Here is a 3,256-nt window from a genome sequence, read left to right as displayed (position 1 = left end):
TGCCCTCCGTAGCCCTCTTCGACCTTCTGCCTGATTTCGGGACGCGCGCGCAACGTGCCGGCCAGTCGCGGGCAGCAATCGATCCCGAACACAAGCCCGAGACGCCGGCGCCGCAGGCCGATATCGGCACGCTGATCGCCGAGGCGGTTGCCCAGGCGGAGGCAGCGCTGGAGGTCCGCCTGTCGGCTGCGCATGACGCCGCGCTCGAAGCCGAACGCCAGGCCAATGCCGAGGAAGCAAGGATATTTCTCGAAAGCCTCGGCGACGATGTCGGCAAGGCGGTCTCGTTGCGCATCGATGCCATGGAGGCGCGCGTCACCGGACTTGTCGCCGCCACGGTCGCCCGCATCATCGGCGGCATCGTCAGCGACGATCTGCAGAAACGTTCGATCGAGGCATTGGCCGGCGCCATCCGCGAAGCGGTCGGCGATGCCGAAGCGGTGCGCATCGTCGTGCGCGGCCCGCTCTCGATGTTCGAAACACTGAAGGCGTCGCTCGGACCCCGCGCCGCCAATCTCGATTTTGTCGAGGCGCCAGGCTTCGACCTGACCGTCGCCATCGACGAGGCGGTGTTCGAGACGCGCATGGCCGAATGGTCGACGGTCCTCTCGGAGGTCCTGGCATGAGCGTCGCAGACGCCGACCACGGCCGCCACGAGATCATCATCGTGCGGCGCAGCCATGACGACCATGACGAGGCCCACCATGGCGGCGTCTGGAAGATCGCCTTCGCCGACTTCATGACGGCCATGATGTGCTTCTTCCTGGTCATGTGGCTGATCAACGCCGCCAACGAGCAGACCAAGGCAGCCGTCGCCAGCTACTTCAACCCGGTCAAGCTGGTCGACCGCAATTCGAGCCGCAAGGGCCTGGAGGATCTCGGCGACGGACCGCGCGCCATGGGGCTGACGGCAGACGATCCGCAAGAGGCGACCAGCAAAGCCGGACAGAACGGCAATGCCGGCGCGGGCGCGTCGGACCGCAAGCAGGACAAGCAGGAGCCGCAGCAGGCGGAACGCTCCGACGATCATCTCTTCGCCGACCCCTACGCGGTGCTTTCGGAAATCGCCGCGGATACCGGCGTCATGCAGAATGTCAGCCAGAAAGGCGACGGCGGCGTGCAGGCTGCCGGCCCGGCTACCGGCGCCTCCGGTGGCGCCTCCTACCGCGATCCCTTCGAGCCGGATTTCTGGTCGCAGCAGGTAGCGGCGCCCGGCGCCGAAGCCAGCGCCGAGCGCACGAAGATCGAGGGCGATCCGGCCAAGCCCGGCGACAAGACCGCCGAAACGAAAGTGCTCAAAGTCAAAGCCGTGCCGCCTGTCGCGGCCGCACCGCTTGAGCCGCTGGCCAAGGACGCGACCGGCAAGCAGGCCGCGAACCCTGCCACGGCAATGGCCGGCGAGACCAAACCGGACGGCACCACGGTCGCCGACGCAGCCAAGGCAGAGCCTGAGGCGCAAAAGGCCGCCAAGCCCGACATCGGCGAAAAGGCGCCAACCGCGGCTGCCGTCAAGGCAGCTGCCGACGTCAAGCGGCAGCTGGCCGATGCCTTCAAGCCCGGCGACAAGCTGCACGACGGCGTCTCGGTCGAAGCCACCGACAAGGGGATCGTCATCTCGATCACCGATCAGCTCGACTTCGGCATGTTCGAGGTCGGCTCGGCATTGCCGAGACGCGAACTGGTGCTGGCGATGGAGAAGATCGGCCGCATCGTCAACAGCCAGAAGGGCACCATCAGCATCAACGGCCACACCGATGCCCGGCCGTTCCGCGGCGACAGCTACGACAATTGGCGGCTGTCGACGGCGCGCGCGCATTCCGCCTACTACATGCTCGTGCGCGGCGGCGTCGACGAACGCCGCATCACCGAGGTCGCCGGCTTCGCCGACCGCCAGCCGAAAATAGCAGCCGATCCATTGGCGGCCGCGAACCGTCGCATCGAGATCCTGATGGCGACCGGCGGATGAAGCGAGCGGCCGTCACCCGCCGGTTGATTGGTTTGTTGCTGCTGGCCGGCGGACACCCGTCGGCCGGTTTCGCCCAGGACGCGCTGCAGCCGTATCAGCTGGTGCGCTCGCTGCAACTCATCCAGGACCGCATAGCCGCCGGCGATCATGCCGCCTTGCCGATGCAAGCCAAGCTGCTGGAGATGGCGGATGCGCGCCTGCGGGCGGCGAATGCCGAGGACTACAAGGATCCCAAGAACTTTCGAGCCCTGCTTGTCTACGGCATGAGCGGCGGCAACCCGGTGACCGTCGAAGCGGCCACGTCGCGCGCTACGACGGATCCGCAAAGCCTTGCCATCGCCAAAGGCGTGATTGATTACCTCAACGGCCGGCCCGGCGAGGCTATCGAAGCCTTGAGGCCGATCGATCCCATGGCGCTGCCTCCGGATCTCGGCGCCTTCCTCGCTTTGGTCAAAGGCTCACTGCTTGCCGGTGATCAGCCGGCGACCGCACTCCGTCTGCTCGACGAGGCAAGATTGCTCAGCCCCGGCACGCTGGTCGAGGAAGCGGCACTTCGCCGTTCGGTCGGCCTTGCAGTCGCGCAAGGCGACGCGGCACGCTTCGCCCTTGCTTCCACCCAATATGTCGAGCGCTACCTCTATTCGCCCTATGCCAGCCAGTTCGCCGACTCCTTCGTCTCCGGCGTCATCGCGCTGCACATGTCGATCAGCCAGGACAAGCTGGGCGACATCACCTCGATGATGGATCCCGAGCGCGAGAAGGTGATCTATCTGCGCATCGCCCGCCGGGCCGCGATAGACGGCCTGAACGACTTGTCGGCCTTCGCTTCGGCGCGGGCGGAACAGGGCCGCGACGGCAACACCAATCAGGACGATCCACGCGCCCTGCTCTATGCCAGCCTTTCCACCGTCACCTCGGGGACAATCGAGGACGTTCGTGCCAAGCTCGGCAAGATCGACCGCAGCCGGCTGTCGGAGGGCGACCGCGCTTTGCTCGACGCCGCGCAGGCCATTGCCGGCGAGGTCGTCGCGCCGCCCACCGCCCTTCCGGCGGAAAAGCCTGCCCCAGTTCCTGCCGCCGCCGCGCAGCCGGTGCCCGAGATCGCCACGGCGCAAGGCGCCGATGACAGTGGCCTGCCACCGGTCGAAGGCGCCATCTCGGAGCAACCCGCCGTCACCGCGGCCTCCAGCGGACCAGCCGCCAATGCGCCGGACACGGCAGCAGCGGCATCCCCCGACCCTGCGACTGTCATGCCGGCGTCGGCACCGTCACCCGCAGCCGGCCCAGAGC

3 protein-coding genes are annotated in these 3,256 nt (G+C 67.4%); all 3 read left to right on the top strand.

Translation table 11 applies throughout. The features are described from left to right. Positions 1–626 (top strand): hypothetical protein (locus EN893_RS25460; RefSeq protein ID WP_128361862.1); only part of this gene is annotated, 626 nt, incomplete at its 5' end. Beyond that, the gene (locus EN893_RS25455) at positions 623–1,966 is read left to right on the top strand and encodes a MotB family protein (RefSeq protein ID WP_127301887.1); all 1,344 of its coding nucleotides are present in this window, start codon (positions 623–625) and stop codon (positions 1,964–1,966) included. The genes EN893_RS25460 and EN893_RS25455, both read left to right, overlap by 4 nt. After that, the coding region (locus EN893_RS25450; RefSeq protein WP_128361861.1) for a chemotaxis protein MotC at positions 1,963–3,256 on the top strand (1,294 nt) is incomplete at its 3' end. The genes EN893_RS25455 and EN893_RS25450, both read left to right, overlap by 4 nt.

This window comes from Mesorhizobium sp. M7A.F.Ca.CA.004.04.2.1, assembly GCF_004022825.1.
Lineage (GTDB): Bacteria > Pseudomonadota > Alphaproteobacteria > Rhizobiales > Rhizobiaceae > Mesorhizobium.
This window is presented reverse-complemented; position numbering and strand designations above follow the sequence as displayed.